Source organism: Castellaniella sp., from assembly GCF_049650445.1.
Lineage (GTDB): Bacteria > Pseudomonadota > Gammaproteobacteria > Burkholderiales > Burkholderiaceae_B > Castellaniella.
In genome coordinates this window covers 31,352-48,774 of sequence record NZ_JBASAD010000009.1, presented here as the reverse complement: position 1 = coordinate 48,774, position 17,423 = coordinate 31,352, and the positions used below count along the sequence as shown (strand labels likewise).

The 17,423-nt window shown below is 68.8% G+C and carries 18 protein-coding genes; 2 read left to right on the top strand and 16 right to left on the bottom strand.

Annotated elements, in window-relative coordinates:
* Positions 1–44: 44 nt before the first annotated feature.
* Both WA983_RS02545 and WA983_RS02540 read left to right on the top strand, forming a co-directional pair.
* On the top strand, positions 45–1,019 hold the full coding sequence (locus tag WA983_RS02545; protein ID WP_424249205.1) for a homoserine kinase: 975 nt from the start codon (positions 45–47) through the stop codon (positions 1,017–1,019).
* Positions 1,016–1,798, top strand: coding sequence for a BPSS1780 family membrane protein (locus WA983_RS02540; protein ID WP_424249207.1), 783 nt, complete (start codon positions 1,016–1,018; stop codon positions 1,796–1,798). The genes WA983_RS02545 and WA983_RS02540 overlap by 4 nt, the downstream gene beginning before the upstream one ends.
* On the opposite strand, the gene WA983_RS02535 is transcribed toward WA983_RS02540, so the two are convergent.
* The 16 genes from WA983_RS02535 to hemC form a co-directional block, all read right to left on the bottom strand.
* Entirely contained in the window at positions 1,756–2,184 is a 429-nt protein-coding gene (locus WA983_RS02535) for a hypothetical protein (RefSeq protein ID WP_424249209.1), read from the bottom strand. The genes WA983_RS02540 and WA983_RS02535 overlap by 43 nt on opposite strands.
* On the bottom strand, positions 2,184–3,047 hold the full coding sequence (locus WA983_RS02530; protein WP_424249210.1) for a type II secretion system F family protein: 864 nt from the start codon (positions 3,045–3,047) through the stop codon (positions 2,184–2,186). Before WA983_RS02530 ends, WA983_RS02535 begins: the two co-directional genes overlap by 1 nt.
* A gap of 64 nt (positions 3,048–3,111) precedes the next feature.
* Positions 3,112–3,957 carry a type II secretion system F family protein gene (locus WA983_RS02525; protein ID WP_424249212.1) on the bottom strand — a complete coding sequence of 282 codons (846 nt, stop codon included), beginning with the start codon at positions 3,955–3,957 and terminating at the stop codon, positions 3,112–3,114.
* On the bottom strand, positions 3,945–5,732 hold the full coding sequence (locus WA983_RS02520; protein WP_424249214.1) for an ATPase, T2SS/T4P/T4SS family: 1,788 nt from the start codon (positions 5,730–5,732) through the stop codon (positions 3,945–3,947). The genes WA983_RS02525 and WA983_RS02520 overlap by 13 nt, the downstream gene beginning before the upstream one ends.
* The gene (locus WA983_RS02515; protein WP_424249216.1) at positions 5,729–7,186 is read right to left on the bottom strand and encodes a type II and III secretion system protein family protein; all 1,458 of its coding nucleotides are present in this window, start codon (positions 7,184–7,186) and stop codon (positions 5,729–5,731) included. The genes WA983_RS02520 and WA983_RS02515 overlap by 4 nt, the downstream gene beginning before the upstream one ends.
* Positions 7,183–8,211, bottom strand: a complete 1,029-nt coding sequence (cpaB, locus tag WA983_RS02510; protein WP_424311558.1) for a Flp pilus assembly protein CpaB — start codon at positions 8,209–8,211, stop codon at positions 7,183–7,185. Before cpaB ends, WA983_RS02515 begins: the two co-directional genes overlap by 4 nt.
* Positions 8,208–8,948, bottom strand: a complete 741-nt coding sequence (locus WA983_RS02505; protein ID WP_424251440.1) for a hypothetical protein — start codon at positions 8,946–8,948, stop codon at positions 8,208–8,210. The genes cpaB and WA983_RS02505 overlap by 4 nt, the downstream gene beginning before the upstream one ends.
* Positions 8,945–9,664 (bottom strand): TadE family protein, encoded by a 720-nt coding sequence (locus tag WA983_RS02500; protein ID WP_424251438.1) that lies wholly within the window; start codon positions 9,662–9,664, stop codon positions 8,945–8,947. The genes WA983_RS02505 and WA983_RS02500 overlap by 4 nt, the downstream gene beginning before the upstream one ends.
* Before the next feature lies 1 nt (position 9,665).
* Positions 9,666–10,979: a hypothetical protein gene (locus tag WA983_RS02495; protein ID WP_424251436.1), complete on the bottom strand. Its 1,314-nt coding sequence runs from the start codon at positions 10,977–10,979 to the stop codon at positions 9,666–9,668.
* Between the two features lies 1 nt (position 10,980).
* Positions 10,981–11,262, bottom strand: a complete 282-nt coding sequence (locus WA983_RS02490) for a hypothetical protein (protein ID WP_424251443.1) — start codon at positions 11,260–11,262, stop codon at positions 10,981–10,983.
* 311 nt (positions 11,263–11,573) lie between these two features.
* A complete protein-coding gene (locus tag WA983_RS02485) occupies positions 11,574–12,272 on the bottom strand; it encodes a fumarylacetoacetate hydrolase family protein (protein WP_424251434.1) in 699 nt (232 codons plus the stop codon).
* Complete coding sequence (ppa, locus tag WA983_RS02480; protein ID WP_424251433.1) at positions 12,269–12,802, bottom strand: inorganic diphosphatase; 534 nt, start codon at positions 12,800–12,802, stop codon at positions 12,269–12,271. Before ppa ends, WA983_RS02485 begins: the two co-directional genes overlap by 4 nt.
* Before the next feature lie 59 nt (positions 12,803–12,861).
* Positions 12,862–14,355 carry a heme biosynthesis HemY N-terminal domain-containing protein gene (locus tag WA983_RS02475; protein ID WP_424251431.1) on the bottom strand — a complete coding sequence of 498 codons (1,494 nt, stop codon included), beginning with the start codon at positions 14,353–14,355 and terminating at the stop codon, positions 12,862–12,864.
* Positions 14,356–14,365: 10 nt separating this feature from the next.
* Positions 14,366–15,619, bottom strand: coding sequence for a uroporphyrinogen-III C-methyltransferase (locus WA983_RS02470; RefSeq protein ID WP_424311557.1), 1,254 nt, complete (start codon positions 15,617–15,619; stop codon positions 14,366–14,368).
* An 18-nt stretch (positions 15,620–15,637) separates the two neighbouring features.
* Entirely contained in the window at positions 15,638–16,402 is a 765-nt protein-coding gene (locus WA983_RS02465; RefSeq protein WP_424311556.1) for a uroporphyrinogen-III synthase, read from the bottom strand.
* Between the two features lie 11 nt (positions 16,403–16,413).
* Positions 16,414–17,364, bottom strand: coding sequence for a hydroxymethylbilane synthase (gene hemC, locus WA983_RS02460; RefSeq protein WP_424311555.1), 951 nt, complete (start codon positions 17,362–17,364; stop codon positions 16,414–16,416).
* Positions 17,365–17,423 lie beyond the last annotated feature (59 nt).

The following is a 17,423-nucleotide window of genomic DNA, read 5'->3' as shown; positions in this document are numbered from 1 at the left end:
ATCCCGACCCAACTCCGGCCTTTCCCGGCCGCATGCGTATCTCCATGGCCGTATTCACCTCCGTCACCGAAGACGACGCCCGCGCACTGCTGCAGCGTTACCATCTGGGCGATCTGGTCGCCCTGCGCGGCATCACCGCCGGCATCGAGAACACCAATTACTTTCTTGACACCACGCAAGGCGCCTATGTGCTGACCCTGTTCGAGGTCCTGAGCGCCGAGCAACTGCCGTTCTATATCGAGCTGATGCATCATCTGGCCGGACGCGGCGTGCCCGTGCCCGAACCCCAGACCCTGCTCGACGGCACCCGCCTGACCTCACTGAACGGCAAGCCGGCCGCAATCGTCACGCGCCTGTCCGGCGGCTACGAGCCCGAGCCCGGCCCGGCCCACTGCGCCCTGGCTGGACAGACCCTGGCCCGAGCCCATCTGGCCGCGCAGGACTTTCCCATCCGCCAGCCCAATCTGCGGGGACTGGACTGGTGGCAGGCGACCGCACCGGCCCTGGCGCCCTTCCTGGATGAAGGCCAGGCCGCATTGTTGCGCAACACGCTGGACGAGCAGATCGCCTTCGCCGCCACGGATGCGCCCGCCAAGCTGCCCTTCGGACCAGCACACTGCGATCTGTTCCGCGACAACGTGCTGTTCGACGGCACCTTCGAGTCGCCCCATATGGGGGGCTTCATCGATTTCTATTTCGCCGGCTGCGACACCTGGTTGTTCGACGTGGCGGTCAGTGTCAACGACTGGTGCATCCACCGGGCGACGGGGGCCTTCGTGCGCCGGCGCCTCGAAGCCTGGCTGCAGGCCTACCACGCCGTGCGTCCCTTCACCGACGAAGAACGCGCCGCCTGGCCGGCAATGCTGCGCGCGGCGGCCCTGCGGTTCTGGATTTCGCGTCTGTACGACTTTTATCTGCCCCGGCCGGCCCAGACGCTCAAGCCGCATGACCCGCGCCACTTCGAACGTATCCTGCGGCTGCGCACCGATCAGCCCGCGCCCGCACTGCCCCGCTCATGACACCCTTGCAAGCCGCCATCCTGCCCCCCGGCGCGGGCTGGTCCTGGATCACCCAGGGATACCAACTGTTCCGCCGCCAGCCCATGGCGATGCTGTTCTGGAGCCTCGCCACCAGCTTTGTCATCAATATCGGCGCCTTCATCCCGGTGCTGGGCCAGACTGCGCTGGTGCTGCTGACCCCGCTCCTGACCTTCCTGACGCTGTGCGCCTGCCGCAACCTGGACGAAGGCGTGCGGATGGTGCCCGGCCTGTGGCTGCAACCGCTGCGAACTCCTGGCGTCGCAGGCGCTCAACTGAAGCTGGGGCTGGCCTATCTGGGCTGCTCCTTCATCACCGCCCTGGCGGCCGTGCTGCCTTTTCTGTCCTCGCTGCTCGAGGCCCTGGGCACAGCCGAACAAGCTGATTACGAGGTGCTGGCGCAGGCCATGCAAGGTCCGATGATCGTGTTCAGCATTTTCTACGTGCTGCTGTCGGCCCTGTTCTGGCATACACCCGCCCTGGTGGGCTGGCACGCCCTGCCCTTGCGTCGGGCACTGTTCTATTCAATGGTCGCCTGCTGGCGCAACAAGTACGCCATCATCGTCTACGTGGCGACCTGGGCCGCCGTGTTCTTCGGCCTGCACGGCCTGCTGGACGGATTGGCCGCCGCCGGAATGTCCATGATGATGCTGACCTGGCTGTCCCAGCCGCTGGACATCCTGATCACCGCGCTGCTGTATTGCAGCTTCTACCCCATCTACACGACGATCTTCCGCGCCCGCCAGGCGGCCTCGACCTGAGCCTGCCAGTCCCGCCGGGCGCCGTATCCCGCAGGCAGTTCGACGACGGCCCAGGCATTGCGTCGCAAGACGCAGCGCCCCGGACTGACCCGCGGCACCAGTGCCACGATGCAGCCCCCGGCATCCAGGAACACCAGGTCCACAGGCTGCGCCAGACCCAGCGTGTGCACGGCGCGGCAGTCCGGCAACAACAGCCCCCGAGGCTGCGTCCCCCAGCTCGGCCACCCACGCAGGCCCAGGAAACGCGCCACGAAAGAGCGCGCGCAATACAGGCGCAAGGGCCGCGCCGCATTCAGCCAGGGCGCGGATTCACGGGGGCCGCGCCAGGCCAGCCGCCGATAGGGGCGCTGCCGCCGGTCCTCGATGCGCACACCTGGATGGACCATCAGAACCCCGCATCCAGCAGCTTCACCGCCACGGGAAAGCCGATGACCAGAAAAGTGCAGGGGAAGATGCACAGCACCATGGGGAACAGCATCCGCACGGGAGCCTCCAGCGCCAGTTTCTCGGCACGCAGAAAACGTTCGCTGCGCTGGCGTTCGGCCTGAGCCCGCAGCAGAGACCCCAGGCTCATGCCCAGCCGTTCCGACTGGGACAAGGCCGTGACCAGATTGAGGACACCGGGCACGTCCGCATGATCCGCCCAGTGCTGCAGCCAGCGCGGCCGATCCATGCCGGTGCGCTCCAACGCGGCCGCGTCCCGCAGGCTCTGGCGCAGCGGGCCTTCCGGCGCATGACCGGCCACCTGATGCAGGGCCGCCGGCAGGCTGAGACCAGCCTCCACGCACAAGGTCAGCAGATCCAGCATGAAGGGCAGTTCACGCATCATCCGCACCCGCCTGAGGGCGGCACGGCGTCGCAGCACCTGATCCGGCCAGATGAAACCCAGGGCAGCGCCCGCCAGCATCGCCAGGATGCCGATCCGCAACGAGGCGCCCCCCATCAGCGCCCCTGCCCCGGCCAGAGCGGCACCACAGCCGGCCGCCAACACACAGCCCGCCAGCCAGCAGTCCGCCCGCCAATGCGCTGCCAGGCCGGCGCGTGGCCCCCAGCGCTGCAGGTCCCGGCGCATGCGCCAGGTGACGAAAGGCGCGCACCAGGGCGCCAACGCTGCCACCCAAGGCCACCAGAACGCGGGAGGCCGCATCCGGGCTTCGCCGCGCGCGCCGACCCAGGGGCTGCCCAATACCCATGAACCCAGACAGACCGACAGCACCGCCAGGCCCAAGCCGATCCAGAACCATGCCATGTCGTCTCCTCAGGTGTTCACGCAAGTGTCCTGTCGGATGAGTTCGTGCAGCTAGGGAGCTTCCCTAGACCTCGATCGCCACCATCCGCCTGATCCAGAGAATGCCCAGGCCTTCCAGCAGCAGAATCGCCATCAGCACGATCCAGCCGTACCAGGTCTGCCACAGCAGCGCCATGGCGTCGGGCTCCAGGCGACTCAGCACCAGGGCCAGCACCACCGGCAAACCGGCCATGATGCGGCTCTGCATCCGTCCCTGGGCAGTCAGGGCTTCGACCCGGCCCATCCAGTGCTGGCGCGCCCTCAGCGTCTGGGCGATGCTGTCCAGCGTATCGGCCAGACTGCCGCCCGTGCGAGCCGCGATGCCCAGCGCCGACACCACCAGACCGCAAGACTCGGTCGGCATGCGGGCGCGCAACTGCTGCAAGGCGTCCTGGAAGCTCAAGCCCAGGCGCTGCTCGCGCAGCATCAGACCGAATTCCTGGGACAGCGGCGGGCTGGACTGGGCGACGAGATGCTGCAAGGCGGGCTGGACCCCGGCCCCCGCACGCAGCGCCCCGGCCAACGCCTGGACCAGATCAGGCAATTGCGCGTCGAAGCGCCGTGCCCGACGGCGGCGCACGTGACGCAGGATCAGCGGCGGTGCGCACAGCAGCCCGGCCAGAACAGGCAACACGCCCCACCAGCGGCCCGCCAGCCAGGCCACCGCCAGCATCAAGACCAGGCCCAGGCCGGCCACAACCGGTCGGAGCTGAGCCATGTCCAGGAACAGAAAGGACGCATCCAGAGTGCGCCGGGTCTCGTCGCGCATGCGATCCTCGTAATGCGTCCAGGCACGTTCGGCTCGGCCGAGCAGCCACCAGACTGCGCACGCGACACTGCCCGCCAGCGCCGCAAAGATCAGGATCGACATGGCATGCCCCGAAGTGTTTGGACCTCGTCCATCGTCGCCCTGCCCTGAACGACCGTGCGGCCGGAAAACAGCGCGGCATCCAGCGCGGCCGCGCCCTCGAAGCCATCAGGCGGCAAGCCGCAGCCGGTGAACACGGCGGGCGGCCCGGCGCGCCCCAGGAACAGATCCTGCAACTGGATACGCCCGCCCTCCTGGCCCGTCACCTGGACGATCGCGCTCACCAGGCGCCGGCCGTCGGCGGCGCGCGTCAGTTGAACGATGAAGTCGATGCTGGAAGCGACGTGTTCACGGATCGCAGCCAGCGGCAGGTCCATGCCCGCCATCAGGATCATGGTTTCCAGGCGGCCCAGCGCGTCGCGCGGGCTGTTCGCGTGCAGCGTGGTCAGCGAGCCCTCGTGCCCGGTATTCATGGCAGCCAGCATATCGAACGCCTCGCCGCCCCGGCATTCCCCCACCACGATCCGATCCGGACGCATGCGCAGCGCGTTGCGCACCAGATCGCGGATTTCGACACGGCCTCGGCCTTCAGGGTTGGGCGGCCGGGCCTCGAGGCTGACCAGATGGGCGTGGTTCAGACGCAATTCGGCGGCGTCCTCGATCGTGATGATGCGCTCACCGGCCGGAATCGCGTTGGACAACACGTTCAGCAGACTGGTCTTGCCCGAACCGGTGCCCCCGGAGACGATCAGGTTCTTGCGATAGTGCACGCAGTGCGTCAGGAAACGCGCCATGGCCTCGTCCAGGGCGCCGACGGCCAGCAGGTCGGCCATGCCCAGACGCCGGGCGGGAAACTTGCGGATCGTCAGGCTGGCCCCGCGCAGAGCGATGGGCGCGATCACCGCGTTTACCCGGGAGCCATCGCGCAGACGGGCATCGACCATGGGCGCGCTTTCATCGATCCGCCGCCCCAGCGGTGCCACGATCCGGTCGATGATGCCCAGCACCGCCTGTTCACCGCTGAAGCTGACTGCAGCGGGCATCAATCGCCCGCCTCGTTCGACGAAGATTTCATCATGGCGGTTGACCATGATCTCCGTGACGCCCGGGTCGGCCAGCAGGGGTTCGAGCGGCCCCAGGCCGACCGCCTCGTTCACCAGCTCACGGACGAGCTCCTCACGATCCAGATCCGGCGGCAAGGCTTCATCGGCCGCGATCAGACCTGCCAGCACGGCGGCGGCCTCGGCCCGCAATGCGGCATCGCTCATGCCGCCGATATCGCGGCGCCGCAGTTGCAGTGCGGCGATCAGGCCTTCGTGCAGACGGCGCCGGTGAGCGGGTGCGTATTCATTGTCGCCCCCGGCCGTCACTCCGGCATCCGACGTCTCGATATCCATCGCCCCGGCATCCGCTGCGACAGCATCCCATGCACACGTGGCCGCATCGACCGGCGCCGCCTGCACGGCCTGCGACGCAGCAGCCATCCCCGTCGACAGAACGCGCAGCAGGCACGGACCGATGACCACCTCGTCGTCCGCCAGGAGCGGGCCGTACGCGGCGATCCGTTCCCCATTGATGGTCGTGCCGCACAGGGAACCCAGGTCTTCGATCCAGACCTCTTCCTGGCGCAACGACAGGCGCGCATGTCGGCGACCGACGCGCCAGGCGCGCAGAACCAGCCCGCACGCCGCGTCCCGACCGATCAGCAGCGGCACAGCGTAGCGCTCGCGCAGACGGTGGCCGTCCTCGAAACACAGCTCGAGTTCGACGGCGCGGACCGGATCGGCGGCATGCGGTGCGCTCTGATGTTCAGGCTGGGCGAGACTCGAAGTATTCACGGCCTGGTCTCCTCAACCGTGCGCTGCGGTTCGACGGCAGCCCCTTGCCATTGGGAACCGGGGCCGCCGGCGCGCGGGTCCCAGGCTGCCCGAGGCTGCGGGACGGAAGCCAGCGGCAAGGACCGGATGGGTGCCAACAGTGTGGGCGCGGCCGGAAACGCCCGGTCCAGGATCGCATCCGCGCGCCGGACACGGCGGCGCAGATCGGGATGATCTGCCGTCACCAGGTGCGGCGTCACCAGAATGGCCAGCTCCGTTTCGTTGCGCTGAAAACGCGTGGAGCGGAACAAGGCCCCCAGAATGGGCAGATCGCCCAGGCCCGGCACACGGTCCACGTTGCGGGCCGTGTCGCGCGACAGGAAACCGGCCAGCACCAGCGTCTGGCCGGAGCGCACATTGAACTCGGTGGCCGTGCGCCGGGTCTTCAAGGAGGGCCCGCCAGGCACCGACAGCGAAGGATCGATGGCGCTGACCTCGACCTCCAGGCGCGACCGCACGGCGCCGCTGCGCTCGATGGACGGGGTGATGCGCAGCGACACCCCATAAGGCTTGAAGGCCGTTTGGGTATTGCCATTGCCGTCCACGGAACTGTAGGGGACTTCGCCCCCCGCCAGGAACTCGGCAGTCGCGCCGCTGCGGGCCAGCAACTGGGGCTGGGCCAGCACCACCGCCCGCCCATCCTGGGCCAGCAGGTCGATGCGCGCCGACAGCAGCGCGTTGATGCCGAAGTAACCGGCGGCCTGGGGCGACGGGAAGGCCAGGGGCAGCACGGTCTCTCCCGGCCGGTCTGCATAGCGACGAGAGCCCCCGTCCCAGCCCAGGCCGGCGTTCACGCCCCCGGTGCTTTCATTGCCCCAGCGCAGACCGACTTCGCGCAGCAGGGAGCGAGGCACTTCGACCACGCGCACGTCCAGCAGCACCATCTGGTCCCAGCCGACCGTGCCGGTGAAATCCAGCAGTTGCGGGTAGCGGCGCCCCAGTTCCGTCAGGCGCTGGCGGTCGCCATCGGACAGTTCGTCGCCTTCGACCAGCAGCTTGTCGCCCAGGGACGTCACGCGCACGCCCGGGATGCGCTCCAGCAGGCTACGCAACTCGTCCTGCAATTGGCGCGCGCCTTCGGGCGCGACCTCGACGGCATAGCGGTAGGCCTGCCCGTCCGCCGTCCAGGCATGCAAGGTGCTGAAACCCGGCTTGCGGGCAAAGACGATGACCTCGCGGTCGTCGGTGCTGACGGCGTTCAGAATCTTGCCGTCGCCCACAGCCACCCGGGCTACGCCGGGGATGCCCAGCACGCGGACTTCACCTGCCTGCAGCGCCAGCGGGGTTTCGGCGACGGAGGCCGGGGCGGCAGCCCAAACGGGCAGCGGCTGGATCAGGCTCCAGAGCAGGCACAAGGCTGGGAGCACGGCCCGAGCGGCAGACCGGAGACGCCGGAAGCAATGCGGCGTACTCATGAAGCCTCTCCATCCGTGAGCTGACTGAACCGACCGAACTGATCCGACGGCTCTATCTGCTCTGCGGGATCGGTCGGTCCGGGATCACCACCACTGTCCTCACCCGCCGACACGACCTGTTCGGCCAGGGCACGCATCCAGGCGCTGGCCAGCGCCTGCCCCTCGGGCAGGTCGAACCAGCCGTTGCCGGGCCGCGGCGCCTGCCCTTCGGGCTTGGCCCAGGCCGGCAGGGCACGGGCACCCGAAATCCCGTACAAGATGACGGCGCGCCTGGCCGGCATGCGCGGCGGATCGCCCACGCCCAGCAGGGATGCCAGATCGCCCCGGGCGGCCCGGCGATCGGCGCGGGCATCGCCGGGATGGCGCAGGATGGCGGTCAGCGTGCCGGCCTGCCGGGCGGCGACCAGTTTCACCACGTCCTCGGGTGCCGCATCGAGCGTCACGGTGGAATAAGCAGATTCCTCGGCTCCGGCCTCGGAAGTCCGGGTCTCGCGGCCCGTCGCCAGTACCAGCATGCCCTGCAACAGCGGCGCCGTCAGACGTTTGCGCTGGTGATCAAAGGACACGTACAGATCGATCAGATCGCCCGGCTGCAACAGGCCGGACAAGGCATTGACCTGATCCACGGGCAGCGTGATCGCCCGTCGCCCCGGGGCCAGGTGCTCGGAGAAAGCCGGCTGGGGACGCACGGTATGCGCGGGCACCAGCGCGTCGCCGGCCCGCACGGCGGCCCCCAGGACACGGCCTTCGAGCTCACCCAACCGGGCCAGCGGCAGCGTATCGCTACCCACCCAGCGAGCGGGAAAACTGCGCACCGCCAGATCGTCCGGCGCCAGCCGGGTACCGGCCGCGAGATCCCGGGCGGCCACGATGCGCTCGACCATGTCCAGGCGGGCACGGTCCTCGATCTGCCGCTCGCGTTCGTGGACGTGCAAGGCCAGGGCGCCTGCCGCCAGCAGACCGGCTCCCAGGGCCAGCGCCCCCAGGACGGCGGATCGTGGAATGCGCGGGAATGGAAAGTTCATGAGAGCTCCTTGGATCGATGCCAGAACGTCACGGTGACGGCATCCGTCCGAGGGGAGAGATGGACCGTCAGGCGGGCACCATCCGGCCGCGCCCATTCTCCGGCGACCGGGGCTGCCTGTGCCTTCGCGGTCCCGGCAGTTGCAACCTCATCGCCCAGGATCGTCACCGGCCGCCATCGACGGTCCCACAGGGCACGCCGCACCGCCGCAGCCACGTGCGGATACGAGCCCGGGCACAGATAGCTGGCCATCAGACCGGTGCCGCCTGCCAGACGGCTGGACGCACGCAACACGGGTCGCGCACCAGAGGGCGCGAGCTCCGCCGGATCGAAATCGGCTTCACGTCGATCTTTCGGTCCCAGGCTGGACAACAGGCCGATCGTGCCCGGACCGCCGTCATCGGCCGGCCGCAGTTGCGCCAGCCAGTGCAGCCCTCCGTGAATGCCCGACAGGGACAGCACGGCGCCGGAGAACTGCAGGCGATCGAAGCGGGACGCCCCCGCACGCGTCAATTGCCGCGCCGCGTCTGCCGGTGCCATCGGTGTCCGGAAGCGCCGCATTTGCAGGCGGGCACCGGGCAGATCGAAGCCCTGAGGCGCGGCCCAGCGCCAATCCGCCAACCCCGCAGCACGTGCCGGGTCCCACACAGGCGGCGCGGCGCCGGACGGCCCGGCGTACAGCAACAGGATGGTCAGCAGCAGCGCGGACGGATACAGATGCGGGGTGCGTGGTTTCATGGCTGCCTCCAGGTTTGCAGGTGCGAACGCGGCACACTTCCCGTCCAGGACCCGGTCCAGTCCCAGTCAGGCAAGGCACGGCCCCAGGCGGCGTCCACCCCCCTCAGGCGGCTCAGGACCGCCTGGCCTGCCGTTCGGGACGCCGAGGCCGCCGTACCCCAGGCGCGCGGACTGTTCGTCAGAATCGATTGGGCCTCGGCATCGTCGCCCGCCGCACCATCGCCGCTCAGGATGGAGGTATGACGGCTCAAGCCCAGGCCCAGCCGGTCAAAGTCATGCAAAGCGCCGGTCGTATCCACCGCGCCCGCCGTCTCGACCCGGGCGACAGCGCGCCAGACCGTCGGATCGCCCAGCCGCAGCTCCCGGCGCAGGTCCGCAGATCCGGCCACAGGATCACCGGCCTGTCGGCCCGTCATCGCGCCCAGCGACGCGAGGTTCAAGCGTGCCTCGTCCCCCAGGAAATCCTGTCCCTGCCGGGTCCGCCAGCGATGCCCTGGCGCATCCAGATACGCATCTCCGGCGCGGCCCAACGCCGCTGGCGCCAGCCCCTGGTGAGCATGGGCGAAAGCGGCACGGCGGCTGGCATGGGCCAGTTGCAGGCCGACATCCTGCAGACGCCCCAGCCAGGCGATGCCCAGCCACAGGCTGCCCAGGACGGTGAGCACGACCAGGGTTTCGACGAGGGCCTGACCGCCCTGCTGCGCATGAAGCGACATCTCAGTCTCCCGGTGCATCCGACAGCCCGGCGGCCAGGCGCGCATGCCAGTAGGGATGGAACAGGCTGGGGGTTTCGTCCAGGCCGTCCGGGCGCCGCCCTGGCCGGGAAAACAGACTTTCCGCCGCGCTGTGGGCACGGATCGGGTGGCCGGACGCATCCGGCAGTTCCAGACGCACCACGAAGCCCGACACCGCATCCGGACCGGTTCCGGCAGCGACGTCCAGATAATCCCCCAGGCCGCGCGAAGCCCAGGCCTGACGATCGCGCAAGGCATAGGAATTGGCCAGGGGATTGTCCCGGCCACCCACCAGATCCCATGGCGTCGCCGCCCGCACCCAGCGCCAGAAATCCTGGTCGGCGAAATTTTCCGGCGGCGCATCGACGTGATCGGCCTCCATCGCCTGGCCGGGCTGTGCGGGTATCCAGGCCCAGCCCATGGCATATTCGCGGTAGTAGCAGCCGATCCACTTGTTCGAGCGCAACGCGTGGAAGGACTGCGTATCCCCCGACCGCCAGCGGCCCGACTCGTCCAGTGCCGTACCGCCGCGCCGCCGCAATTCGTGGCGCATGTGGGGGCAACGACCACTGACAGGCCAGGGATTGCGCGCCGTCTGGTCGCGGGGATCAAGAAAGGGGTACAGGCTGGCCAGACGCCGCGTCCAGTCGAACAAGGGCGCATCCGGCGCATGACGGCGCAACAGACCGGACCAGGTGTCATCCATCACTACGGGCCGCAGATCGCCCGGCGCGTATTCGGGATAGTGCCCGGCCAGCACGGCCCGCATCGCCTCCAGACGCGCCTGGGGCAGCTCCCGGGCCAGAACGCGGGACAGGTCTGCCGAGAACTCATGCACGAAACGCTCGTGCGTGGCATAGGCCTGGCCCAAGGCCCCTTCGGCGCGCGCCTGGGCCTCCAGGCCGACGGCGCCGGCCGCCGCCAGATAGGCGCGGCCATGGTCGGCGCCGAACAGCAGGCCGATCAGGTGAGCGGGCGGATTGCCCTGGGCCAGACGGCGTGACTCCATGCCGGCGTAGTGCGTCCAACTGCCCAGCGTGACCAGGTGCGCCATGGCCAGTTGATGCGCCATCCGGGCACGATTCAGATAGGCCAGAAAATTCAGGGTCCGGGCCTGAACCAGAGCGCCGCTGTAAGCGGCAGCGTCCAGGCCGTGAACCATCCGGGTCTTGGCCGCCAGAACCTGTCCATTCGCGAAATAGCGCATCCAGGCCAGCCCCAGCACGGCCGCCAACAGCATGCCCAGCACCAGGACCTGACCTTGCTGCCTGCGCAATGAAGGGTGCGGGGCGGCCATTTCACTGCCCCGCCGCAGCGTTGCCGGTAAAGGACTTGAGCGATTTGGCGGCCGCCTGGGCGGCGGCGGATTCAGCCGCCGATTGAGCGATGCGGGACTGTTCCGAACCGTCCTCGCCGGCGATCTCGCGCGCCATGGCTGCCGTCTGGGCGCGAATCACCTGGCCGAACAACTGATAGACCGCGATCGCGGCGACGGCCACCAGGGCGACGACGATGACGTATTCGACGATCGCCTGACCGCGCTGCGCTGCAGCCCGATCGGCCGAACCCGGCTTGGGCACCAGCAGCGCAGGCACGTTCGTGACGCCCGGCCGCAGCGGCGTGCGCACGGCGCCAGAGGACGGCGCACCGGGCAGGATACGGCGGATACGGCCGGCAGACGGACGGATGCGGCGCGACAGGCGAAGAAAAGAGGACATGGCGAGCTCCGGGAGGGGGATGGAGCCCAGTGTGCCCGGCCCTCGCCGGCCCGCCTATTCGCACTTCCCGTCCTGGCTGGAAATGTCCTGCCCGCAATCCGTTGCGTGCAGGACCGCGCCAGTTCACCGTCCGAACCTTTCCTGAGCGGATCAGGCCGGACGGTGCGGAAGCATCAGCCGATGCGCACGCGCAAAGTACCCAGCCCCTCGATGGCGCCTTCGAGCCGGTCGCCGACCACGACGGCGCCGACCCCGGCCGGCGTGCCGGTGTAGACCAGGTCGCCCGCCTTCAGCTCGAACAGGGTGGACAGGTAGGCGATGGCTTCCGGCACCGACCAGATCATGTCCGACAGATCGCCTGATTGGCGCGGCTGGCCGTTGACCGACAGGGTGATCGCACCCTTCGCCATCGCACCGGTGGACGCGACCGGATGCAGCGGCCCGATGGGCGCGCCATGGTCGAAGGCCTTGCCGGTTTCCCAGGGGCGGCCGGCTTTCTTCGCGGCGCCTTGCAAGTCACGGCGCGTCATGTCCAGGCCGATGGCGTAGCCCCAGATGCAGGCGGCTGCCTGCTCGGGGGTCAGGTCACGGCCGCCCGAACCCAGCGCAGCGACGAGTTCGATCTCGTGGTGCAGATCCTGGGTCAGCGGCGGGTACGGCAGCACACCTTCGGCGCCCTCGGCGACGTTCAGGACGGCATCGGCGGGCTTGGCGAAGAAAAACGGCGGCTCACGCCCGGAATCACCCATTTCCCGCGCGTGTTCCGCGTAGTTGCGGCCGACGCAATAGATGCGCCGCACGGGAAAGCGGGCCGTCGTGCCCTGAACGGCCACGGTGGCCGCTTCGGGGCGAGGGATCACGGTTTCACTCATTTGGTCTGCTCGTAGCGCTCGACGGAGGAACGGATTTCCTGCTTGGCGGCGTCCAGGCCCGACCAGCCCTGGACCTTGACCCACTTGCCCTTTTCCAGATCCTTGTAGTGTTCGAAGAAATGCTGGATACGCTGCAATTCTTCGGCAGGCAGATCCGCCGTCGAGTCGATGTGGCGGTACGGCGGGTAGAGCTTGTCGACCGGACGGGCCAGCAGCTTGGCATCCTTGCCGGCTTCGTCTTCCATGTTCATCACGCCCAGGGCACGGCAGCGGATCACCGAGCCGACCTGCACCGGGAACGGCGCGATCACCAGCACGTCCACCGGATCGCCGTCTTCCGACAGGGTCTGGGGAATGTAGCCGTAGTTGCAGGGATAGTGCATGGCGGTCAGCATGAAGCGGTCCACGAACACGGCGCCGCTGGCCTTGTCGACTTCGTACTTGACCGGGTCCGCATTCATCGGGATTTCGATCACGACATTGAATTCTTCGGGCAGCTTATCGCCGGCCGGCACTCGATCTAGGCTCATGAAGTTCCTTGGTAGGTTCGGATTGGATGGGTTCAGACAGAAATTCAGCCAGAAAATAGCTACCTGCGCGCACTGCCGTCCGAGGTCTGGGACATATCCACCCCCGGAATGGGCGCCGTGTCGAAGTATTCGTCCTCGGCAGAGACGTGCGCTGGCGCGGCAGCGGCAGCCGGCGCTTGAGGGGGCGGTGCGGAGACAGGCATCACGTCGGCGCCGGTCTCGTCCTGGACGTAGACACCGCTGGCGGCATACGAGGTGACCAGCGGCGGCGCGTCGGGCGTCGGATCGGCCGCAGCGGCCGCAGCGTCAAAGCGGGGATCGCCACGTGTGTCGGCGGCTGGCAGCAGGCGGGCGATGACGGGAATCTCGTTGTCTGCCGCCTGGCAGGCCAAACGCCAGTTGCGCAGTGCCTGATCGGGATGGCCCATGGCGTCATGCAGATTGCCCAACAGCGCGTGGATATGAGTGTCGGCGCGCAGCGCCAGACTGCGCTCCAGATAGTGCTCGCCCTGCCCCCAGAGCTGGGCCGCCAGACAAAGCTGACCCAGCGCCGCCAGCAGGCCGGGATGGTCGGGATTGGACTTCAGCCACAATTCGGCATGCCCGATACGCTGACCTGCCTGGGTCGCATCGCAATGGGCGTAGAGCCGCAGCAGGCGATCGTCCATCCGACGGCCAAGAGCGGCCTCGAGGATACGGGCGGATTCGGCCGGATGGCCCAGGCGTGCCTGGACCTGGGCACCGGCCAACGCCACGTCGGAATCCAGTCGCTCGTCGGCGCTCAGGTCGCCCCAGATGGCGCTCCAGCCGGATTCCTCGACCTGGGACAGACGCTGCGCCGTCGATTCGCGGATGAACTGGTGCGCCTGGGTTTCATCGATGGCACCCCGACGCAGCAGCAGGCGCGTGAGCTGGTACACGCGATCCGCATGGCCCAATTGACGATGGGCGCGCAGCAGCAGACGCGTGCCGTGCAAAAAACGCGACGAGGCGTCCTGCAGGGGTTCGAGCAGAACCAGAGCCTCTTCGGCGCGATTCTGGTCCAGGTACATTTCCGCCGTCACGGTATCCACGGCCTGGCGCAGGCGGGAATCCTGGCCGGCGCCTTCCTGGGCAAGCCGCAGGACCTGGTCGCGCCGCGCGGTTTCACCCAGCAGGTGCAAGGCGCGCGCCGCACTGAGCCCGGCCAGCACTTTGCGGTCGGCCGAACGGGTGCGCGACAGCAGGTTGGACAGGTCTTTTTCCGCCTGGACGTAACGGCCTTCCAGCACGTTGATCCAGCCGCGCTCGAGCAGTTCGACGTCACGCTTCTGGGCGCGGCGCCCGCGCCAGGCGCGCAGCCGGCCGGGGCTGGTGCCCAGCCAGTTCAACGCACGCAGCAGCCAGTGCAGCGCCAGAAAGGCCACCAGCGCAAGCACGACGGCCAGCGACAGGGACAATTCGATGCGCCACGGCTGGGCGACGATCAGGACGTTGCCGCCGTGTTCACGCAACACCAGGGCCAGCGCCACGGCGGCCGCGAACAGAATCAGGGTCCAGATCCAGGATCGCATCGCGCGCCCCTCAGACCGTGCCGGCGCCGACAGGCGCTCCGGCAGGTGACCGTACCGCCGAAGCCGCATCGTCCGGGCCAGAGTCATCGGGCGTGTTGCCGTCCTGCTCGTCTTCTTCGGCCGCGTCCCGGGCAGCGGCGATCGCGGCCAGGCTGTTGTCCACCGTCGGCAGCCTGACCTCGATCGCGGTGTCGCGCAGTTCGCGGGCGATCTTGAGGGCCTCGCGCGCGGATTCGGCGCGCATGTCGTAGCGCTGGTCGATCGCTGCGGAGAGCTGTTCGAGTTCAGTCTGCCAGATGCGCGACTGGTGCATCATCAAGGCCAGTTGGGCAGTGACGGCCCGCTGCTTCAACACTTCGCGGAAGCGCAGAGCCTGGTCGGGCGACATCAGCAAGGCAGCGGCATCGTCCACCCGGCGCACGTCGAACAGGCTGCGCAGATCCTGCGATACCAGGCCGGCCGCGTCCCGCGTCCAGTGCCAGGCCTCGGCGGCCATGGCGCGCCACCCCTCGGGGGCGGGTTCCGTCGAGGACTGGGGCGCGGCGGGAGTTTCAGGCGTCGGCGCCGGAGCGGCCGGAGCGGCCGGATGCCCGGCAGCGTCCGGCACCAGCAGAGGCGCAGTCCCGATCAGGTTGGACAGGCGGTCGATCCGTGCCGTCAGGGCCGGCAGATCGATGGTCGCCACGGCGCGCAGGCGATCCAGGTCGCCGTTGATCGTCTGCTGCAAGGCCGCCAGTCCGGGACGATTGGCCCGCGCCAGTTGGGCCTGCGCGGCTTCGAGAGAAATGATCGCGTTGGCGACGTTGCCGCCCAGGGCAAGCTGCTGCTGAGCGATGGTGACCAGGTGGTCGATGTCGTTGAGCAGCAGCAGGTCCGAGCCGCTGTCCGTCATCATCCGCAGAGCCTGGTCGAGCTCCTGGACCTGAGCGGAGGTGGTCTCCAGGGCACGGCCCAGTTCCTGCAGCCGGGCAGTCTGCGCCTGGACCAGGGACAGAGCCTGATCCGCCTGGGCACGGGTTTCCTGGACCAGTTGGACGCTTTGCTGATGCTGCTGCTGCAGATCGGCGCGCACGGTGCGGTATTCACGGTTCTGGTAGTACAGCGCGCCCCCCAGCACCAGGGCAAGTACGATCAAGAGGACCACCGCCAGGACAGAGCCCCCCGACCGTGACCGCCCTGCCCCGGCCTGGGCCGTGGCCAGCGCCGAAGCGGGCGTCTCCGGGGCGGAAGTCTGTGCGGGCGAGCTGTGGTCGGTATCGGTCATGGTCGCGTACGGGTCCTTCTAGGCTGATCTCGCAGATGCCAATATAGCCTGAAACAAGGCGGCCTCATCGGGCGCGCTCAGGCGCACCGCGAGCGCGCCCGCAGGGCGGTCGGCATAGAGGCATTGTAAACGCCGCACGATCCGCTCGTGCAGGGTGACGACCCGCAGGACCGACGGCCAGCCCAGGCCCTGCCGACGCAGGCTGTCGTCCACGGCGTCGATGGCCTCGGGGCTGGTCAGCAGCAGCGTGCACACAGCCGGTCCGGCCAGGACGTCGCACGTGGCGCGATCCCAGATCACGGGGCTGCGCCGGTACAGCGCATGAAAAGCCACCTGCCAGCCACGCGCCTGCAGTGCCTGCGCGAGCCAGTCACGCCCCCGCTGCCCTCTGAAAACGTGAGCGCAGCCCGGCGGCAGATGGGCCGCTTCGATGACGGCCAGCAGCGACTCTGAATCGGGGGATGCGTCCTCGTGCGGCGCCAGGATCGAGTCCGGCGGCACGTGGTCGCGCAAGGCCTGCGCAGTCGCTGCCCCCACGGCTGCTGCCCGGACACCTGCCGGCCAGGGCACGGCAGCACGGCCGTCGAAGCAGGCGTCCACCGCCTGACGGCTGACGAAGATGCACAAATCCCCGTCCTGCAAGACTGGCACGGCGGTGTCCAGCCGTTCGATCGCCAGGGCCGGCGCCTCGATCACGGTCAAACCGGCGGCGCGCAGGGCGCAGGCCAGCGATGTATTGCGCCCCTCGGGACGCGTGAGCACGACCGGGGCGCTCAGGTCCATCCAGCCAGCGCTCAGGAGGCGGCAGGTTCGGACAGGCGAGCCAGGATCGCATCCGCCCCCTGGCCGAGCAGGTCCTGGGCGACCGCAGCGCCCAGCGTGTCGGCGTCCCCGGGCGCACCTTCAGCCTCGGCGCGCAGGATGCGGCTGCCATCGGGCTCGGCCACCAGCGCCTGCAAATGCAAACGGCCGTCCCGCAAGACGGCGTGCGCCGCCAGGGGCACTTGGCAGGACCCACCCAGCGTGCGCGACACGGCGCGCTCGGCCACGGCGCAGGCCGTGGTTTCGCCGCAAGCCAGCGGTGCCAGCCAATCGCGCAGATCGGTCCGGTCGGCCAGGATTTCGATGCCCAGCGCACCCTGCCCGGCCGCCGGCAGGCTCAGTTCCACCGGCAAAGTGGCGCGAATGCGATCGGCCAGCCCCAGGCGTTGCAGGCCGGCAGCGGCCAGTACGATGGCGGCGTAGTCACCCCGGTCGAGCTTGCCCAGCCGGGTATCCAGATTGCCGCGCAGCGGCTTGACCACCAGATGGGGATAACGGGCGCGCAACTGAGACTCGCGGCGCAGGCTGGAAGTGCCGATGATCGCGCCCGGCGGCAGTTCATCCAGCGAGCTCGCCGTGTTGGACACCAGCGCGTCACAGGGATCGGCCCGTTCCATGATGGTGGACAGGGCGAACGGCACCGTGAGATCGACCGGCACGTCCTTGAGAGAATGCACGGCCAGATCCGCACGGCCATCCAGCAGCGCGGTTTCGAGTTCCTTGACGAACAGGCCCTTGCCGCCGACCTTGGACAGGGTGCGGTCCAGGATCTGGTCGCCGCGCGTGGTCATTTCCAACAGCTCGACGCGACAACCGGGATACAGGGCCTGGAGGCGGGCCTGGACATGATGAGCCTGCCACAGTGCCAGACGGCTGGCCCGGGTGGCGATCACAAGAGTGCGAGGGGCCGGAACGGCGGTCATGCGGTGTACCTCGAAAGCAGCAGACGAAGCAGCAGGCCGATGGCGGCCAGAATGGCCAG